We start from the raw sequence: 18,245 nt of genomic DNA on the forward strand, positions 1-18,245 counted from the left end.
AATAGACTAATAGCTTAAGTCGAACTCACGTTATTTAAGATCGAATTTTATACCTACAAATGTTTTAATCGGATTACCTCTTTCAACTTTTGTTTGGTTTAGCCACGTATTTTTTTCATGTAACTTGACTTCTTTTAATGCCATATTCTGAAGTTTTTCTAAAAGTCTTTCTGTAGCTAATTTTTTATTTTGGTGCTGTGATCTACTATCCATAACCAGTATTGTAATACCAGTAGGAATATGCGTAGCTCGGACAGCTGAGCTAACTTTGTTGACATGTTGTCCACCGGCTCCAGAGCTGCGTACAGCTTGGTATTGAATATCACTATCTGCGATAGGAATATCGCTTATTTGATTGTTTTCAAAAATACCTATATACCAATTCTTTCTTTTGTGATTAGGTCTAAAGGGACTTGTACAAATCCACTGTATAGTACCCAACCAATTTGCTAAGAATGAATCCACTACAGTAGTGGATCCTTCTAATTCAATGAAATTAGATGAGTCATAACTATCTATTTCACTTTCAATTCGCCTTGTTTTAATATTGGACTCAACAGCGGCGTCTATAAAAAGCTGTGCGATTTTCTTAACGGCAAAATCACACTCTTGAGGACCTCTACCTGATGTAATCTGAATAACTTTTGCCATAATTACTTATCCATTCTTACAAATTTTGGGGTAAAGCTTCCCAATACTTTTACTAATTCGCTTTGAGCTTGCATTACTGCATTGATGTTTTTATAAGCCATTGGGGCTTCATCTACACTACCTCCTATAAGCTGTACGCCAGTAGAACTAAGTTCTTTTTTAATCTCACTCTTGGTAAACTTCTGTTTACATGCCGCGCGTGAGTGTAGGCGTCCTGCTCCATGAGAGGCAGAATTTAAGCTCTCTGCATTTCCCAGACCTTCGACTATATAGCCATTAGTAGTCATAGATCCCGGTATTATTCCCAATTGTCCTTCTGCAGCAGGAGTAGCCCCTTTGCGGTGAACAATTAATTCTTTGTTGTTAATGACTTCTTTCCAAGCGAAGTTATGATGGTTTTCTATGGTGAAAGCTATCTGCTTACCTAATGCTTTAGCAATGCGACGGTGTATATCATCGTGGCAAGCTTTTGCGTAATCTCCTGCAAGATTCATGGCTAACCAATACTCTTGTCCATCATGTGTGTTGAGGTCTAACCAAGCTAAATGCTGAGCATTGCTTGGTAGGGGACATTGTTTAGTCGCTAAGTATGTATAATGTTTAGCGATGTTTGCCCCTAATCCTCTTGATCCGCTATGTGAAAGAACTGCAATATATTCTCCAGGCTCGAGTTTCCACTCAGGTTTAGTCTCTGTCAATCTGACGATGCCAAACTCTACAAAGTGATTACCACCACCTGATGTTCCCAATTGTTTATAAGCTTTGTCTAATAAACCTTTGACAAAGGGGATATTCTTAAATTCATCTCTACTGAATACCTCGTGATCAGCTTTTATTTTATGTGTCTCGTACATACCGAATTTAGTGTGTTCTGACAAAATGTTTAGTAACTGATGGTCTTTACCTTTTAGGAAATTAGCAGGTAAATTAAAGACTGACATACTCATGCGACAGCCTATATCTACTCCAACTCCATAAGGGATAACTGCGTTATCAGTAGCTAATACCCCGCCTATAGGTAAACCATATCCATAGTGTGCGTCAGGCATTAGTGCCCCCTGTACTGCTACAGGTAGTTTTAAAGTAGTGAACAGTTGATACTTCGTCTGTTCGTCAATAGCATCTTCCCCATAAATAGAGAACGGAACTCTATTGGTATTGAGTTGATGTTTTTTGACTTCTACTTGTTTGATCATACTCTCTGCTACTTTTCCCCAGATACCATCTCCTATAAAAGATTCAGGATTCTGTAGTACAAGTTTAGCTTCTTCAAGTATGCTGTTTTTATTCTCTTTTTTCTTATATCTATTTACTTGCCCTAAGGCGATGTTTATGGTATTATTTTGAGGAAACCCTATTTTAATAAAGTCTCTCCCAGAAAGTTTCCTTCCCATGATGTAAAATTTAAATTGACTAAATGCTCAGTCCATGTATATAGGACTGATTTGATTTTTACTGAAGATCTTTAGCATCTATCAGTCAATTCGGGGTTAATCTCGTTAAGGGTCCGGAATAAACAAAAAAAAGCCCGAATCAATCTTCGGGCTTTTCTATTATATGTAAAATTTAGATATTTTAGATAAAAGTAGCACGAAGACACACCCCAGCAATCCCTGCTGATGCGAATGATGTAGAAGTATAATTTAGTACAAACATTGTTCTTCGTTTTTAATGGTTAAACTTTATTTCGTTGCAAATATTCAGTAAAATATTTGAATTGTGCAAGGAAAATAAACAGTATTTAAAAAAGAACAATTTGTGTGTAGTTTATTTTAATGCGTCGAGATAAGATCAAAGTGTATTTAAAAATGGAAATAAATGATAAAATTGATTTTAAGGGCAACTAAGCCTTATATTTGTGTATCTAAAAAATAAAAAAATGAGAAAGATTTCTTTATTATTGTTAGGCATTTTGCTAACAACGTTTCAATCATGTGTAATGAAAGAGGAGATACATGTGAGTAAAAAAGGAAAAGTAGACTATGCTTTTAATATAAACTTTTCTGAGCTTTTGAAGGTCTCTCCAGGTGCGAGTAAAAGCATGGGAAAAGATATTGATAATGCAATTGATTTTTTTAATGGACAGGAGCTTACAATAGATCAGTATTTGGATATTATTTTAGCTAAGGAAGATAACGCAGCATTTAAGAAAGATAGTTTAAAGGCTGCTCATCCAGATATATTTGCGAATTTAGAGAATCTACGTATGCAGTTTACTGTAAACGACAGTATAGGAGATATTTCTTTTAAGATAGATTCAAAAGACGTAACAGAGTTGAATAATGCTTTGAAAGGATTAGAACAGATAGGTAAATTGACAGGAAAAAATGATAAAGCAGCTAAAGAGAGTTTAAGTGTAAACTCTGTTATAAGCGATAAAACTTATTACGAGTTTAAAAATAATGTATTTGAGAGAAAGGTAAAGCCAAGTAATAAGGAAGGGGAGAAACCGACGATGGAAGGGATGGAACAAATGTTCACTTATGTAATGGTAGTTAGCTTTGACAAAAAGATTAAATCAGTATCCTATGATGATGCTAAAATTAGCAAGGACGGTAAAAGTTTTACTAAAGAGATTAAGATGGGGGATATCATAAAGGACCCGAGTGTACTCGGCTATACAGTAGAATTGAAGTAAAGTATACCTATAAAAAAACCGAACAATATTGTTCGGTTTTTTTATAGGTATACTAAAATAGATTATAGCTTATTCATGTTTCCAGCTAAAGCTTCGATAAATTTTCCGATAGGACCCTTTACCATCATTGCCATCATTGGATTGAAACTTCCTTCGAATTGAAGTTGGATTTCAGAATTATTGGCATCTATTTCTGTGATATTTCCCGTTAATGTAAAAGGAAGTTTATCGCTTGCTGCTCCTAAGATTACTTTAGAGTTTGGCGTTTGTTCTTTCTTTTTTAATTTGATTTCAGGCATTCCTTTTAGTGCGAAAATAAAAGAATCATCACCCGTAACTTCAAATTTAGCTATAGACTCAGGCATTAATTTTTCAAAATTTTTAACGTCCGTTAATGCGTTAAAGATATATTCAGCTGATTTAGCTACGCTTACTTTTGGGCTTTCTAAGTTCATATAGTCTAGTTTTAGAATATTATTATTGATTCCATTCTGCAGGATTCTTTCTCCACTCTTGTAATGTGTCTAAATCACCGTCAGAAATATATTTTTGATTTACTGCGTTTTCTAATAAAGAAGAATAGTTGCTTAATGTTGTTAGTTCTATTCCTGCATTTTTAAAGTTATCTTCTGCTACTTGAAATTCATACGTAAAGATAGCAGCCATCCCCAAGATATTTGCACCATTTTCCTTTAGTGCTTCTACAGCTTGTAAACTACTTTTTCCTGTGCTGATTAAGTCTTCAATTACTACAACTGTTTTTCCGGCTTCTAATTGACCTTCGATTTGATTTTGTCTTCCGTGTTTTTTTGGTTCAGGACGAACATATACAAATGGTAATTCTAAGGCTTCTGCTACTAAAAGACCAATACCTATAGCACCAGTTGCAACACCAGCGATAACATCTGGTTTGCCATATTTAGCTACGATATTCTCAGCAAACTCTTTTTGCAAGAATTTTCTGATCTCAGGATAAGACAATGTAATACGGTTGTCACAATAAATTGGAGATTTCCATCCTGAAGCCCAAGTAAAAGGATTTTTAGGATTTAATTTAATTGCGTTAATTTGCAGAAGCGACTCGGCAGTTTTGTGTGCTGTTTCTTTATTAAAAATCATAATACAAATGTATAAAGTTTTTGTAAACGACAAACCATTGTTCTTAACAGATAAAATCGAGAAAGAAACCGATTTTCAACTGTTCTTATTAGATAGTGTCGATATTGACAAAATTATCATTAAATATTTTCAAAATAAAATCGATAAGGCTTTTTTATATCATCCGGATGAAAAACAGATCTTGAAAAAGATTAAAGAGAAGATTCCAGTACAAAAAGCTGGAGGCGGAGTCGTTTTTAATGATAAAGGTGAAATACTGTTTATTCTGCGTGGAGGAAAATGGGATTTACCTAAGGGAGGAGTTGAAAAGAATGAAGAAATGGAAGAAACTGCTATGCGTGAGGTGGAAGAAGAAACTGGCGTATCTCAATTGAAAATTATTAGAAAGCTTCCTAAAACTTATCACATTTTTAAGCGAAATGGCAAGTATAAGTTGAAAATTACAACCTGGTACGAAATGAAGAGTTCTTTTGAAGGCGAATTAGTTGGTCAAATAGAGGAGGGGATAGAGCAAGTTGCTTGGTTAAATAAAGAACAGATTCGCGAGGCTATGGATAATTCGTATGAGAATATTAAGTTGTTAATTCACGAGTTAGGAGTTTTAGAAGATTAAGTTTTATTTCGCAATATATGTTTGGTCTTTGATAATACGGAGTAATCTCTTAGTGTTACAACAACAAAAAATAAAAAGCCCTTTGATAAAAATGAATTCAAAGGGCTTTCTTATTTCTTTATTAATGAATTATAACTTGACAGTAGAGGGTACTAATTTAGAATAGTCTCCTTTGTTTCGTATTACATCTCGCACAATACTTGAGCTAATGAAAGAGGTGCTTGCTGCCGTTAGTAAAAACACGGTTTCTAACTTAGTTAAGAATCGATTGGTATGTGCAATGGCTTTTTCAAACTCAAAGTCAGCAGGGTTTCTCAATCCTCTAAGAATGAATTGCGCATCTACTTTAAAGCAGAAGTCAGTAGTAAGACCTTCATAAGTAGCAACTTTTATTTTTGGTTCATCTTTGAATGTTTCTTCAATAAAATGTTTTCTCTCTTCTAATGAAAACATGTATTTCTTATCAGAGTTAACACCAATAGCAACAATTATTTCATCAAATAAGGGTAAAGCTCTTTTAATAATATCACAATGACCATTGGTTATAGGATCAAATGATCCAGGTAGTACAGCTCTTCTCATTTCTTATTATTTTAAGTGGTTTTGTAAAGCTATAACAATTGCATTATCAAACAAGTCAGTTAATGATATATTAGCTTCTTTCGCTTGTTTAGGTAAAATACTTTCTCTTGTTAAGCCTGGTACTGTATTCATCTCAAGTAGAAAAGGAACACCATCTACAATAATAAACTCACTACGAGAGAAGCCATCCATATTTAGTATCTTGTAAATACGAGAAGCAATATCTTCAACTTTTCGCTGTGTAACTTCGTCAATTCTTGCAGGAGTAATCTCTTGCGATTTACCAAGGTATTTTGCTTCATAATCAAAAAAGTCATTTTCTGAAACAATCTCGGTTATTGGAAGGACAGTTACTTCTCCTTTGTATTTGATCACACCAACAGAAACTTCAGTACCATTTAAGAAACTCTCAATGATAATCTCGTTATCTTCTTTATAGGCGATATCAATTGCCTTTAAAAGTTCTTCAGATGTTCTAACTTTAGATATACCGAAACTTGATCCTGATCGATTAGGTTTAACAAAGCAAGGTAAACCAACTCTTTGGATTATTGTTTCAGTATCAATTTTATCACCTAAATTCAAATAGTAAGAAATAGCTGTTTTTATGCCAAAAGGTTTTAGAACAGATAACATATCTCTTTTGTTCATTGTTAAGGCTGCTTGGTAGAAATCACAAGAAGTATGAGGTAAGTGAATTAAGTTAAAGTATGCTTGAAGTAAACCATCCTCTCCAGGCGTTCCGTGGATTGCATTGAATACAACATCAAATGTTATCTTTTTACCTTGGCAGTTTGTAGAGAAATCATTTTTATCGATAGGGTATTCTTGTTTGTTTTCATCTACATACACCCATTTGTCTTTTAGAATATGTATTTTATAAGGGATATATTTAGTTCGATCTAAGCTTTCATATACTACTTGACCACTTGCCAAAGAGATTTCCCATTCACTTGAGTAACCTCCCATAACAATAGCTACATGCTTCATACTTAATGATTTTAATGTTAGGTGTTAATTTATTTTTCTTACCTATGGATTCAAACAAATTTATAATAAAACATAGAAACAAAAAATGTTTTCGATTTTATATCTTTGCCTAAAATCAATAGTTATGAAATTATTAAAGTTTTTTACTAGTAAGGCATTTTGGGTATCAGTTATTGTAGCCGTTTTACTTGTAGTAATTGGAGCTTATTTGGCTCTACAATGGCTTGGAAAGACAACTAATCACGATCAGAAAATAGCAGTACCGAATATTGGTAAATTGACGAGTGAGCAAGCGATTAAGGTATTAGAAGAAAGTAAACTACAAATGGTAGTGCTTGATACTCTTGACTTTGATAAGAATGTTCCTCCTTTGTCTATAGTAGAACAAGATCCGAAGGCGAATAGCTTTGTAAAGGAAAATAGAAAGATTTATGTAAAAATTAATGCTGCTACTTATAAAGATGTAATTGTGCCAAATCTTAGTGAGTTGACTTATCGTCAAGCATTGACTACAATTGTTTCTTTGGGATTAAAAGAGGGGAAAAAGTCTTACCGTACTTATATCGGTAAAGATGTTGTGTTACAAGTTTTGCAAAATGGCAAAGAGTTGAAACAAGGTGATAGAATTAAAAAGAATTCAGTGATAGACTTTGTTTTAGGTGACGGACGTGCTACTTTATCAGAAGAAGAATTAGATGTTGCACCTGAGATTGAATAATTAAGAGAATTATAGATAATATTAAATGCAAGAAAATAACGCAGATATGTTTGAAGACTTTGATGAAGAGTTATTTGAACATTATAGATTTGAAGCAGGAAAAGGACAAGCTCCTTTGCGTGTTGATAAGTTTTTAATGAACTTAGTTGAGAATGCGACTCGAAATAAAATTCAGCAAGCTGCAGCTAATGGAAATATCTTTGTCAATGATGAACCTGTAAAATCTAATTATAAGGTTAAGGCTAATGATGTAGTGCGAGTTTTGATGAAGCAACCGCCTTTTGAAAATATTATTATTCCTGAGAACATCCCTTTAAATATTGTATACGAAGATGATACAGTTTTAGTAATCAACAAAGAACCTGGTTTAGTAGTACACCCTGGTCATGGGAATTACACGGGAACTTTAGTTAATGCTTTGGCTTATCACTTTGAAAATCTTCCATTAAATAGTAGTGAAAGACCTGGTTTAGTACACCGTATTGATAAGGATACAAGTGGATTATTGGTAATTGCTAAAACAGAATGGGCAATGGCTGATTTACAAAGGCAATTTGCTGAAAAGACAACAGAAAGAGAATATGTAGCTATTGTTTGGGGAAATGTGGAGCAGGAGGAAGGTACTATTGAAAGTTATATCGGCCGTCATGTAAAAGACCGCATGCAAATGGCTGCTTTCGATGATGAAGAAAAAGGTAAATGGGCAGTAACTCATTACAAAGTACTTGAGAGATTAGGGTATGTTACTTTAGTAGCTTGTAAATTGGAAACAGGTCGTACTCATCAGATTAGAGTACACATGAAGCACATTGGTCATACTTTATTTAATGATGAACGCTATGGAGGACATTTAATATTAAAGGGGACTACCTTTACTAAATATAAGCAGTTTGTAGAGAATTGCTTTCAAATTTTACCTCGTCAAGCTCTTCATGCTAAGACATTGGGATTTGAACACCCAGTGACAAAAGAATTTATGAGATTTGATTCGGAGGTACCTCAAGATATGCAACAGTGTATTGAAAAGTGGAGAAATTACGCTCATAATTCAATTCACGACTTAGAATAGTAAAAAAACAAAAGCTGTATCAGAAAAGATACAGCTTTTTTTTATGTTTTTTTCTGTTATTTGTTAAAGATATGATAGTAATTGTTTGTATTCTATTTGTGTTTTATAAATTTACGCTTATAAGCAAAAAATAGATATTAGGTTTTTAATAGAATGTATTTATATTAGTAATTATTTTTTATTGAAAACCCTGTTTATTTTGGATATAAAAATTAATAAAGTAAAAATGTTAGAGGATTTTAAACAACATTTTAAAGAGAGGTTTGATTACTTGAATAATAAACAGTTATTAATAGCTGTAAGTGGAGGTATTGACAGTGTCGTTTTATGTTACTTATGTAAGATGTGCGAGATACCCTTTACGATGGCACACTGTAATTTTCATCTAAGAGCAGAGGATAGCATTGAAGATCAGGTGTTTGTTGAGCATTTAGCAAAGCGCTTAGGTGTAGATGTTTTAGTAAAGGAATTTGATACAGAAACCTATGCAAATAACAATAAAGTGTCAATCCAAATTGCTGCAAGAGAATTGAGGTATAATTGGTTTGAGTCTTTAGTAGTGGAAGGGAAGTATGATTATTTGTTGACAGCGCATCATTTAGATGATTCCATAGAGACTTTTTTAATTAATTTCTCGAGGGGGACAGGCGTTGAAGGTTTGCTGGGTATTCCTGAAGTTAATGCCTACATCGTACGACCTCTATTGATTTTTACAAGGGATGAGATCAATCAGTTTGCCTTAGAGCACAATATTCAATGGAGAGAAGATTATACGAATGCGCAAACGAAGTATTTGAGAAATAAGTTTCGAAAATTAGTCGTGCCAATTCTCAAGGAGATTAATCCACAATTTTCAAATAGCTTTTTGGATACAATTAGCAATTTGAGTGATACAAATCAATTAGCAAAAGACGCAATAGATTTTGCTTTTAGTAGAGTTGCTCGATACCAAGAAGATGGTAGTATTATTTTTTTAATAGATGAAATAAAGAAATTATCTTCGCCAAAAGCTTATTTATACGAGATGCTTAAGCCTTTTGGTTTTACTGCTTGGAAGGATATTATCCATCTTTTAGAAGCTAAAAGTGGTAAAGTGATTTATGCAAAAGAGTATATCCTGTTGAAGGATAGAAGTGTTTTTGTGTTGCAAAAAAGAACAGAATTAGAGAAGAATAAAGAACAAATATATTATTTAGAAAAAGGAGAAGAATTGAAGTATCCAATACAAATTAAAACTTTGCCATATAATGGAGGTGATTTAGTCGTCGATTCAAATACGATTTTAGTAGATGAGGCTATGCTAAAATTTCCATTGGTAATTAGAAAATTTGTTGAGGGTGATAGGTTTATCCCTTTTGGAATGAAAGGAACTAAGAAGGTAAGTAAGTATTTTAAAGACGAGAAGTTTAATCAGTTTGAGAAAGAAAATACTTGGCTTTTGTGTTCAGAAAATGAAATTGTATGGATTATTGGTAGTCGAATGGATGAACGATTTAAGATAAAAAGTACAACTACAAACATTATTAAAATACAGATAACAGTATGAGAAAATTAGCTTATTTGCTACTTCTATTAGTGTCGACAATTACTGTACAGGCGCAGATGATGAAGAATCCTGCCGTATGGACGACAAAGATAGAGAAGGAGTCAGACACAGAGTACACAATCACATGGAATGGTGTTGTGGATGAGGGCTGGCATTTATACTCTCAGTTTACATCAGAAGGTGGAGCTCTACCTTTGGCTTTTACCTATAATAACTTGGAGGGGAACTATGTTCTAAATGGACCAACTACAGAAAGTGAAACTGTAAAGGAATACAACGATATATTTGAAGTAGATGAAACCTATTTTGTAGGTCCAATTACCTTAGTTCAAAAGATTACATTGACGAATCCTGAAACTTCGAATATTCAGGTTGAAATGGAATATCAAGTGTGTGAGGAAGTGTGTATTTCACAAAGTAATTTGTTCGTCTATGACCTAAAAACCTTAGCTTCAAAAGAGGTTGCTAACTTCGAGGAGTTTGAACTTGGTAATAAAGCAGAGGCTTCTTCTGAGATTAAAGCAGGTGATTCTTCTTCTAAGGATGCTATAGAAAGCAATAAAAAACAAGAGAATAGAGGATTATTTACCATATTTATTTTATCGTTTTTCTCTGGTTTTGCAGCATTATTGACACCTTGTGTGTTCCCTATGATTCCTATGACGGTTAGTTTCTTTACAAAACAAAGTAAAACTCGTGCCAAAGGAATCAAGAATGCTATCATTTACGGAGTATCAATTATCCTAATTTATGTAATCTTAGGAACTATTGTTACTGCTTTGTTTGGAGCTGATTCTCTGAATGCGCTTTCGACAAATGTTTATTTTAATATCATCTTCTTCTTGCTATTAGTTGTTTTTGCTACTTCTTTCTTAGGGGCATTTGAAATTATGTTACCTAATTCATGGGCAAATAAAGTTGATTCGCAAGCAGATAGAGGAGGATTAATAGGTATAGTATTTATGGCATTAGCTTTGGCTATTGTTTCGTTTTCATGTACAGGGCCTATTGTAGGAACACTATTAGTAGAAGCGGCTTCTAAAGGAGGTTTAGCACCTGTTATAGGTATGCTTGGGTTCTCTTTAGCACTAGCATTGCCATTTATGCTTTTTGCTATGTTCCCAGGTTGGTTAAACTCAATGCCTAAATCGGGTGGATGGTTAAACACAGTGAAGGTTTCATTGGGATTCTTAGAGTTGGCTTTAGCATTTAAGTTCTTGTCAAATGCAGATCTTGTATTGCAAGCACATTATTTAGAAAGAGAAGTGTTTTTAGCAATATGGATAGCCATATTTGGTGCTTGGGCATTATATCTATTTGGTAAAATTAAATTGCCACATGATTCACCTTCAGACAATATATCAGTAGGTAGATTATTTATGGCTTTATTGGTTTCTATATTTACTATTTATATGGTTCCAGGATTATGGGGAGCTCCATTGAAAATTATATCAGGATTCCCACCTCCATTAACTTACGCTGAAAGTCCTTATGGTGTTGGCGGAGGAAAAGGTGGTTCTAATTCAGGAGCTACTTTGGGAGAACTACCTGATGGGGCTAAATTAGGAGCTCATGACATTGTTGCTTTTACAGATTATGAAAAAGGATTGGCGTATGCTAAATCTATAAACAAACCTGTTTTATTAGATTTTACTGGATTTGCATGTGTTAACTGTCGTAAGATGGAAGATTACGTATGGTCAGATCCAGCTGTATTATCTATCCTAAAGAATGAAGTTGTCTTAATTTCATTGTATGTTGATGACCCTAAAAAATTGCCAGAGAGCGAGCAATATATATCAGATACAAGTGGTAAGAAAGTAAAGACGATTGGAAATAAATGGAGTGATTTCCAAATGAAACATTATCACGCTAATGCACAACCGTATTATATCATACTTGATACAGATGAATCGCGTTTAAGTGATGCTGTTGGATATATGCCAGATGTAGAAGAATATAAGACATGGTTAAAAACAGGAATTAGTAAACACAAGTAATCTTTGGATTATTTAACGATATGAGAAAGCCCTTGAGATTTGATTTTCAAGGGCTTTATTTTTTGTTTTTTCTTTTCATTTGCTTGTGTTTTGAGAAAATTTTAAGATATAAGTTAATATCTTTGAAAGGCTCATAATTAGTGTTATATGGTATAATACTACAATTTATAGGCTACTTTTTGGTTTCTATAGTACTCACATTACTAATGATAGAAATTCAATTAATAAAAATACTTTAAAACGCTATTTTAATGAAGAAGAGTTTAATTATTACAGCTTTTGCTATGTTTACTTTAGGTACTTCATATGCACAAGTACACACTCCACCTACCAGTACTAAATCAGAGATTCATCAAGTGGTTGGATTAACCGATGTGAAAATAGATTATTCAAGGCCTAATATGCGAGGTCGTTTAATTTACGGTGATTTAGTTCCTTATGGTCGTCGTTGGAGAACAGGAGCAAACATGAATTCTGTCATTACTTTTGGCAATGATGTCGTGATTGATGGGAAAACACTTAAAAAAGGTTCTTATGCCATTTTCACTGTTCCGAAAGTTGAAGAATGGGAAGTAATATTTTACAGTGATACAAATAACTGGGGATTACCTGAGAAGTGGGATGATTCAAAAGTTGCTTTGACAACAAAGGTGAAAGTGATTAATTCCAATAGAAATTACGAGACATTTACCTTGGCAATTAACAACGTAAATATAGACTATGCAGATCTTGAGATTATGTGGGAGAAAACAGTAGTTCCTGTTCGCTTCAAAGTACCAACGGATCAGTTAGCGATGGAAACGATAGACGAGACATTTGCAGGGCCTAAGATTGTTGATTATTACGCTGCTTCGGAGTATTATTATTTAACCAATAAAGATTACAACAAGGCTTTAGATTGGATCAATAAGGCAATTGAAAAGTCAGGAGAGCAAATACCTTATTACTTTGTTCGCCTAAAATCGCAAATTCAAGCTAAGTTAGGTGATAAGTTAGCTGCTGTAGAAACTGCCAAATGGGCATTAGAGTTAGCGGAAAAAGCGAATAACCTTGATTATATCAAGATTAATAAAGATGCGATTAAAGAATGGTCAAAATAGATATAAGACAGCTTAGGCTGTCTTATTTTGTTTTAAAATATTCGTTATAAACTATTTTGCTACAAAGATAGAGCTGGGAAACATTTGGCTTCTTACATTAAAAGATGATTAGAACTGTGTTTTTTTGTTTTACTTTTTTTGGTATTGTCCTATCTTTGTTGCTTAACAACACTTTCTAAAATTATGCTTACACCATTAAATGCTATATCGCCTATTGACGGGCGTTATCGTAGCAAAACAGAAAGCCTTGCTGCTTACTTTTCAGAAGAGGCTTTAATTAAGTACCGCGTATTAATCGAAGTAGAGTATTTTATTGCTTTATGCGAACACGGTATTCCGCAGTTGAAAAATGTATCAGCAGATTTATTTCCTGAATTGCGCAAACTCTATCAAAACTTTACTACTGAAAACGCACAGTGGATTAAAGATAAAGAGAGTATAACTAATCACGATGTCAAGGCTGTTGAGTATTTTATTAAGGACGCATTTGATCGTTTAGGTTTAGAGCAATATAAAGAGTTTATTCATTTTGGATTGACTTCACAAGACATTAATAATACGTCTATTCCCTTATTGACCAAAGAGGCTTTCCACGATGTATATATGCCTTTATTTATTAAGGTGGTAAACAAGTTAAAAGAGTTAGCAAAAGAGTGGAAAGATGTTCCAATGTTGGCTCGTACGCATGGACAACCTGCTTCTCCAACGCGTTTAGGAAAGGAAATATTTGTTTTTGTTGAGCGTTTGGAAGAGCAACTTAGACTAATCCAAAATGTCCCATTTGCTGCTAAGTTTGGTGGTGCCACAGGAAATTTTAACGCGCATCACGTTGCATATCCTACGCATAATTGGAAACAGTTCGGAACTGATTTTGTGGAGCTAACATTAGGGCTAAAACATTCTTTTCCAACAACACAAATCGAGCATTATGACCATTTTGCTGCTTTCTTTGACGGATTAAAGCGCATCAATAATATTCTAATTGACTTAGATAGGGATATATGGACTTATGTCTCTATGGATTACTTTAAACAAAAGATTAAAGCAGGGGAGATTGGTTCTTCTGCAATGCCTCATAAAGTGAACCCTATTGATTTTGAAAACTCTGAAGGAAACTTGGGGATTGCCAATGCAATCTTTGAACACTTAGCGGCTAAGTTACCGATATCACGTCTACAACGTGATTTAACTGACAGTACTGTTTTGCGCAACATTGGAGTACCTCTTGGGCATACGCTTATTGCATTTGAATCTACATTAAAAGGATTGAACAAATTATTGCTTAACGAAACAAAGTTTGCGCAAGATTTAGAAAACAATTGGGCAGTAGTGGCAGAGGCAATTCAAACGATATTGAGAAGAGAAGGTTATCCTAATCCTTATGAAGCTTTGAAAGATTTGACTCGTACCAATACAGTGATTAACAAAGAGTCTATTCACTCATTTATAGATACACTTGCTGTGTCAGAAATGATTAAAGAAGAATTAAAACAAATTTCACCTGCTAATTACCTTGGAGTAGAATAACGATAAGGAAAGAGTTTAGCAGTGTGCAAGATTGAATATGTAAAGCGAACCTATTGAAGTATAAAATAGGTTCGCTTTCTTTTTTATTTATATACTTACCTTTTTATACGATTTGGCTTTTTTGTTACCTATAAAGCCTAATGTGATTAACAAAAGTGATATCGTTGAACTTAGAATATTTAATTCGTCTTTAAAGATGACTGAATCAACATTCTTTACAAACAATATCACGCCGACGACCAGCACAAAAAACGCCATGGTCTTTAATAAATTTAGGTTTGTCCGACCCATATTCTCAATATTTTTTTGGTTAACATTCACTAAATGTACTAAATAAAATAGTATGTTCAAAGGCACTAGAAGGTATAGTGCTGATATTTTTACTGTTTGAAGTCTGACGCTATCTAAATTTGGTTTGTTTTCTAACAAATTGATATGTACTGTCTTGTAATTAATAAAGATGATAATCTATCCCGTTCAATATTGGATTAAAGGACAGTGATTTGTACCTTTGTGACTTCGCATTTTTAGATATAGTAGTAAAATTTAGTCAATTGTAGTAATGAGAATAATCTATCTAATGATCTTTTTCTTTTACCTGATAGGAAACGTTCAAGGTCAAACTTTAAAGGAAAAGTATGGTGCTAACATCGACAGTAAAGAGATTCTGTCATATTATTCTACGGGAGAGGTAAAAGAGGTTATTGTTGGCATAGAAGGAAGTAATTTGAATGTAAAGAAAACCTTTTATGAGCATGGCGAGCTACAAGAAATTCAAGAACAACACGACGGTGTAAATCATGGTAAGGTTGAGGCTTATTCAGATAAAGGAATACTTGTTTGTGAAGGAAACTATGTTCAGGGTCAACTGGAAGGAGAGTTAAAGTATTACAATGATAAAGGAGAGCTATTTACGAGTATTATGTATAGAAATAACCTAAAGAATGGCGTTACAAAAATATATAAGGATGGTAAACTACTAAGTGAGTTTACCTTTGTTGATGGTCAGTTGGATGGCATGGTAAGGCTGTATGGGGAAGATGAAAAGGTGATTAGTGTCTCCCACTACAAGCAAGGCAAGCAGATTGATAAATTATTTTATAATCACGACACTATCTTTTATAGCGAGTAAATAAATTTATCAAACCAGATTGATAAGATAGTTGTAGCTATCTTATTTAAGCCCTGACTGGGCTTTGCTAATCATAGTCCATATAAGGGATTAAGCTGATAGGTTCTGAACCAAACATATAGGATAGTTTTGTCGAGATAGCTTTGTCGATTTGTTTGTTTTTTTTAAATACTTTGATGTCTTTTCTATAGAAATCATTGACTTGAGTACATGAAAACATTAGGCTACCATTGTCATAATACTTTTTAAAAGGACCTCTGTTTTTTCCATTTTGTACAGTCATTTCCATTATTAATATCCCTTTTGGATTAAATAGCTTTATTGGTCCATGCAGAACTCCATTTTCGAAATACTGTTCTCTTGCTAATACACCGTTTTTGTAATAGGCGAGTTGTTGACCATGTAAGCGTCCTTCGATTTGATTGATGACAATCTGTATATTTCCATTTTGAAAGTACTCTGTACATTTGCCATGTGGTTGGTCATTTTTATAGAAGCCTTGACATTCTATTTGACCATTTGGGTAATACATAGTATGAGGGCCTTCTAATTGATTATTGCTATAAAACCCTTTCATTTCTAATTCCCCTGTATCGTAATAATTTGTGTAAACTCCTTCTTTTCGCCCTTCTTCGTAGTTGTACAATTGGAATAACATACCATTTTCATGATATTCTTTGTGCTCTCCATGTAATATATCATTGACAAAGTATCCTTCTATTTTGATATTCCCATTTGGGTAATATTCGATTGTGTGTAATCCGTTTTTCATTTTTTTTATCAAGGTAATACTTATTTTCAAAACCTGAGCGAAGTGTACAAATATTTGATAGTTAGATTTCTTATGTTCCTTAGGATAGGTTTAGGGCGAAGAAATTCAGAACAATGAGTATAGGGGAAATTAAGGAAGATAAAAAAACGGGCTACTTTAAGGTAGCCCGTTTGTATTTTAATTGATTTTGATTCTTATAAGTGGATTACTTCTCCGTAAGCATCAGCAACAGCTTCCATTACAGCCTCACTCATTGTAGGGTGTGGGTGTACTGCTTTTAAGATTTCGTATCCAGTAGTTTCTAATTTACGTGCAACTACTGCTTCAGCGATCATATCAGTTACTCCAGCTCCAATCATGTGACATCCTAACCACTCTCCATATTTAGCATCAAAGATAACTTTTACAAATCCATCAGGAGTACCTGCAGCTTTTGCTTTACCAGATGCTGAGAATGGGAATTTTCCTACTTTGATTTCATATCCAGCTTCTTTTGCTTTTTTCTCTGTCATACCAACAGAAGCAATTTCTGGAGTAGCGTAAGTACATCCAGGAATATTACCATAATCTAATGGCTCAACATGGTGTCCAGCAATTTTTTCTACACATAAGATACCTTCAGCAGAAGCAACGTGTGCTAAAGCTTGTCCAGGTACAACATCTCCAATAGCATAGTATCCTGGGATATTTGTTTGGTAGTATTCGTTTACTAAGATTTTATCTCTATCTGTAGCGATTCCTACATCTTCTAATCCAATATTTTCAATGTTTGTTTTGATACCTACTGCAGACAATACGATATCAGCTTCCAAAATTTCTTCTCCTTTAGATGTCTTAACAGTAGCTTTTACTCCTTCACCAGTTGTATCTACTTTTTCAACAGAAGCATTTGTCATGATTTTGATTCCTGCTTTTTTCAATGAGCGCTCGAATTGTTTTGAGATATCCTCATCTTCTACAGGAACGATATTTGGCATAAACTCAACAATAGTAACATCAGTTCCCATTGAGTTGTAGAAATAAGCAAACTCTACTCCGATAGCTCCCGAACCAACAACAATCATTTTCTTAGGTTGTTGAGGTAAAGTTAATGCTTGACGGTATCCGATTACTTTTTTACCATCTTGTGGTAAGTTTGGCAATTCTCTTGAACGTGCTCCAGTTGCGATGATGATGTGATCTGCAGAGATCTCACTTACCTTACCATCTTTATCTGTAACTTCTACTTTCTTTCCTGGTTTTACTTTTCCAAAACCATCGATGATTTCGATTTTATTCTTTTTCATTAGGAATTGAACACCTTTGCTCATTCCATCTGCAACGCTACGTGAACGTGCTATTACTGCATTGAAATCCTTGTCTACCTCACCATTGATTGTCAATCCATAATCAGATGCGTGTTTAAGGTATTCAAATACTTGAGCAGATTTTAATAGTGCTTTTGTAGGAATACACCCCCAGTTTAAGCAGATTCCACCTAAGTTTTCTTTCTCTACTACCGCAACTTTAAAGCCTAACTGAGAAGCTCTGATTGCAGTCACGTAACCTCCAGGGCCACTTCCTAAAACAATAATATCGAATTTCATATGTATATATTTCTATATTTAATGCTACGAAAATACAGATTTATTTTTGTACTTAAAACTTTCCCATTGAAAAGTTGAATAGTGGACAATTAATGAATTGTAAGTGTAGCAGCTAACAATCTATTGGATTGTTGTAATATATAAATAAAACCCTTGTTTTTTTTGACAAAATGTGAAAAAAACAAGGGTTTTTAAGTTAGCT

At 33.8% G+C, this 18,245-nt stretch carries 17 protein-coding genes; 9 read left to right on the forward strand and 8 right to left on the reverse strand.

The annotated features are described in order from the left end of the window. Positions 1–30 precede the first annotated feature (30 nt). Together prfH and GJV76_RS08210 are read right to left on the reverse strand one after the other, a co-directional pair. The gene (prfH, locus tag GJV76_RS08205) at positions 31–651 is read right to left on the reverse strand and encodes a peptide chain release factor H (protein WP_155092143.1); all 621 of its coding nucleotides are present in this window, start codon (positions 649–651) and stop codon (positions 31–33) included. 2 nt (positions 652–653) lie between these two features. After that, positions 654–2,045, reverse strand: a complete 1,392-nt coding sequence (locus tag GJV76_RS08210; RefSeq protein WP_155092144.1) for an RtcB family protein — start codon at positions 2,043–2,045, stop codon at positions 654–656. 485 nt (positions 2,046–2,530) lie between these two features. On the opposite strand from GJV76_RS08210, the gene GJV76_RS08215 reads away from it, so the two are divergent. Next, positions 2,531–3,289, forward strand: a complete 759-nt coding sequence (locus tag GJV76_RS08215; protein ID WP_155092145.1) for a hypothetical protein — start codon at positions 2,531–2,533, stop codon at positions 3,287–3,289. 62 nt (positions 3,290–3,351) lie between these two features. Here GJV76_RS08215 and GJV76_RS08220 read toward each other — a convergent pair whose 3' ends face one another. After that, positions 3,352–3,744 carry an SRPBCC family protein gene (locus tag GJV76_RS08220; protein WP_155092146.1) on the reverse strand — a complete coding sequence of 131 codons (393 nt, stop codon included), beginning with the start codon at positions 3,742–3,744 and terminating at the stop codon, positions 3,352–3,354. 22 nt (positions 3,745–3,766) lie between these two features. Next, complete coding sequence (pyrE, locus tag GJV76_RS08225) at positions 3,767–4,408, reverse strand: orotate phosphoribosyltransferase (RefSeq protein WP_155092147.1); 642 nt, start codon at positions 4,406–4,408, stop codon at positions 3,767–3,769. Between the two features lie 7 nt (positions 4,409–4,415). On the opposite strand from pyrE, the gene GJV76_RS08230 reads away from it, so the two are divergent. Next, positions 4,416–5,021, forward strand: coding sequence for an NUDIX hydrolase (locus GJV76_RS08230; RefSeq protein WP_155092148.1), 606 nt, complete (start codon positions 4,416–4,418; stop codon positions 5,019–5,021). Positions 5,022–5,150: 129 nt separating this feature from the next. Here GJV76_RS08230 and coaD read toward each other — a convergent pair whose 3' ends face one another. After that, the gene (coaD, locus tag GJV76_RS08235; protein WP_155092149.1) at positions 5,151–5,603 is read right to left on the reverse strand and encodes a pantetheine-phosphate adenylyltransferase; all 453 of its coding nucleotides are present in this window, start codon (positions 5,601–5,603) and stop codon (positions 5,151–5,153) included. A gap of 6 nt (positions 5,604–5,609) precedes the next feature. Continuing rightward, positions 5,610–6,593 carry a D-alanine--D-alanine ligase gene (locus GJV76_RS08240; RefSeq protein WP_155092150.1) on the reverse strand — a complete coding sequence of 328 codons (984 nt, stop codon included), beginning with the start codon at positions 6,591–6,593 and terminating at the stop codon, positions 5,610–5,612. A 124-nt stretch (positions 6,594–6,717) separates the two neighbouring features. Between GJV76_RS08240 and GJV76_RS08245 the strand changes: the two genes are divergently transcribed. From GJV76_RS08245 to GJV76_RS08275, 7 genes are all read left to right on the forward strand, one after another. Continuing rightward, a complete protein-coding gene (locus GJV76_RS08245) occupies positions 6,718–7,311 on the forward strand; it encodes a PASTA domain-containing protein (RefSeq protein ID WP_155092151.1) in 594 nt (197 codons plus the stop codon). Between the two features lie 25 nt (positions 7,312–7,336). After that, entirely contained in the window at positions 7,337–8,380 is a 1,044-nt protein-coding gene (locus GJV76_RS08250) for an RluA family pseudouridine synthase (protein WP_155092152.1), read from the forward strand. A gap of 199 nt (positions 8,381–8,579) precedes the next feature. Continuing rightward, the gene (gene tilS / locus GJV76_RS08255; RefSeq protein WP_230381515.1) at positions 8,580–9,926 is read left to right on the forward strand and encodes a tRNA lysidine(34) synthetase TilS; all 1,347 of its coding nucleotides are present in this window, start codon (positions 8,580–8,582) and stop codon (positions 9,924–9,926) included. Beyond that, the gene (locus GJV76_RS08260; protein ID WP_155092153.1) at positions 9,923–11,926 is read left to right on the forward strand and encodes a protein-disulfide reductase DsbD family protein; all 2,004 of its coding nucleotides are present in this window, start codon (positions 9,923–9,925) and stop codon (positions 11,924–11,926) included. The genes tilS and GJV76_RS08260 overlap by 4 nt, the downstream gene beginning before the upstream one ends. A 251-nt stretch (positions 11,927–12,177) precedes the next feature. After that, a complete protein-coding gene (locus GJV76_RS08265; RefSeq protein WP_155092154.1) occupies positions 12,178–13,026 on the forward strand; it encodes a DUF2911 domain-containing protein in 849 nt (282 codons plus the stop codon). Between the two features lie 183 nt (positions 13,027–13,209). Beyond that, a complete protein-coding gene (gene purB, locus GJV76_RS08270) occupies positions 13,210–14,553 on the forward strand; it encodes an adenylosuccinate lyase (RefSeq protein WP_155092155.1) in 1,344 nt (447 codons plus the stop codon). A gap of 562 nt (positions 14,554–15,115) precedes the next feature. Beyond that, complete coding sequence (locus GJV76_RS08275) at positions 15,116–15,685, forward strand: toxin-antitoxin system YwqK family antitoxin (protein ID WP_155092156.1); 570 nt, start codon at positions 15,116–15,118, stop codon at positions 15,683–15,685. 67 nt (positions 15,686–15,752) lie between these two features. Here GJV76_RS08275 and GJV76_RS08280 read toward each other — a convergent pair whose 3' ends face one another. Beyond that, positions 15,753–16,457 carry a toxin-antitoxin system YwqK family antitoxin gene (locus tag GJV76_RS08280; protein ID WP_155092157.1) on the reverse strand — a complete coding sequence of 235 codons (705 nt, stop codon included), beginning with the start codon at positions 16,455–16,457 and terminating at the stop codon, positions 15,753–15,755. 194 nt (positions 16,458–16,651) lie between these two features. Continuing rightward, positions 16,652–18,043 carry a dihydrolipoyl dehydrogenase gene (lpdA, locus tag GJV76_RS08285; RefSeq protein ID WP_155092158.1) on the reverse strand — a complete coding sequence of 464 codons (1,392 nt, stop codon included), beginning with the start codon at positions 18,041–18,043 and terminating at the stop codon, positions 16,652–16,654. Positions 18,044–18,245 lie beyond the last annotated feature (202 nt).

It is taken from the genome of Myroides albus (assembly GCF_009711045.1).
In the GTDB taxonomy this organism is placed as follows: domain Bacteria; phylum Bacteroidota; class Bacteroidia; order Flavobacteriales; family Flavobacteriaceae; genus Flavobacterium; species Flavobacterium album_A.

Coding starts and splice junctions, on each gene's coding strand:
- prfH (WP_155092143.1), bottom strand. CDS start 651: ATGGCAAAAGTTATTCAGATTACATCAGGTAGAGGTCCTCAAGAGTGT.
- GJV76_RS08210 (WP_155092144.1), bottom strand. CDS start 2,045: ATGGGAAGGAAACTTTCTGGGAGAGACTTTATTAAAATAGGGTTTCCT.
- GJV76_RS08215 (WP_155092145.1), top strand. CDS start 2,531: ATGAGAAAGATTTCTTTATTATTGTTAGGCATTTTGCTAACAACGTTT.
- GJV76_RS08220 (WP_155092146.1), bottom strand. CDS start 3,744: ATGAACTTAGAAAGCCCAAAAGTAAGCGTAGCTAAATCAGCTGAATAT.
- pyrE (WP_155092147.1), bottom strand. CDS start 4,408: ATGATTTTTAATAAAGAAACAGCACACAAAACTGCCGAGTCGCTTCTG.
- GJV76_RS08230 (WP_155092148.1), top strand. CDS start 4,416: ATGTATAAAGTTTTTGTAAACGACAAACCATTGTTCTTAACAGATAAA.
- coaD (WP_155092149.1), bottom strand. CDS start 5,603: ATGAGAAGAGCTGTACTACCTGGATCATTTGATCCTATAACCAATGGT.
- GJV76_RS08240 (WP_155092150.1), bottom strand. CDS start 6,593: ATGAAGCATGTAGCTATTGTTATGGGAGGTTACTCAAGTGAATGGGAA.
- GJV76_RS08245 (WP_155092151.1), top strand. CDS start 6,718: ATGAAATTATTAAAGTTTTTTACTAGTAAGGCATTTTGGGTATCAGTT.
- GJV76_RS08250 (WP_155092152.1), top strand. CDS start 7,337: ATGCAAGAAAATAACGCAGATATGTTTGAAGACTTTGATGAAGAGTTA.
- GJV76_RS08260 (WP_155092153.1), top strand. CDS start 9,923: ATGAGAAAATTAGCTTATTTGCTACTTCTATTAGTGTCGACAATTACT.
- GJV76_RS08265 (WP_155092154.1), top strand. CDS start 12,178: ATGAAGAAGAGTTTAATTATTACAGCTTTTGCTATGTTTACTTTAGGT.
- purB (WP_155092155.1), top strand. CDS start 13,210: ATGCTTACACCATTAAATGCTATATCGCCTATTGACGGGCGTTATCGT.
- GJV76_RS08275 (WP_155092156.1), top strand. CDS start 15,116: ATGAGAATAATCTATCTAATGATCTTTTTCTTTTACCTGATAGGAAAC.
- GJV76_RS08280 (WP_155092157.1), bottom strand. CDS start 16,457: ATGAAAAACGGATTACACACAATCGAATATTACCCAAATGGGAATATC.
- lpdA (WP_155092158.1), bottom strand. CDS start 18,043: ATGAAATTCGATATTATTGTTTTAGGAAGTGGCCCTGGAGGTTACGTG.